Origin of the sequence: Olavius algarvensis spirochete endosymbiont, from assembly GCA_900608495.1 — a bacterium.
Classification (GTDB): Bacteria; Spirochaetota; Spirochaetia; order DSM-2461; family DSM-2461; genus UBA2779.
Genome location: UWYT01000186.1, coordinates 1 through 429 on the forward strand (window position 1 = coordinate 1; position 429 = coordinate 429).

Annotated in this window: 1 protein-coding gene; it reads right to left on the bottom strand. The window is 42.0% G+C overall.

Annotated features, from left to right (window positions below):
- Positions 1-71 precede the first annotated feature (71 nt).
- On the bottom strand, positions 72-429 hold a 358-nt coding region (locus S1OALGB6SA_RS10190; RefSeq protein ID WP_195910313.1), incomplete at its 5' end, for a hypothetical protein.

Here is a 429-nt window from a genome sequence, read left to right on the forward strand (position 1 = left end):
TGTTCTGTTTAGACCGTGGCCATGGATGGCCTAAGGGCGGGCCTGCCTGAGGGGGGGGATAAGCTCTTAGTCTAAAAACTGACTGTTGTCATTATTTTATGACCGGTTATTTCAAGAATTCCCTTTGATCTGTTACTTTCGAAAACCTCAATGGTCTCGCGAGTGAAACCGTTCTCTCGTTCTACTATATAAGATACGATGTACTTAGTTCCTGAGGATCTGCCGGCAATTGACTTGATTACGCTCATTGGCAACAATTTCATTTTCTCAATACTGCCAAATTGTTGCCAAATATTCTCGATTGACTTTTTCCATTCTTCACTTCCTAATTTGCGCTCGAACGACTGAGAGTAGTAAAGTCCCTCAGGTTTGTAATTCCTTGCATTTAGTCCATTGAAATACGGTTGGAGATACTCGTCAATTTCACTC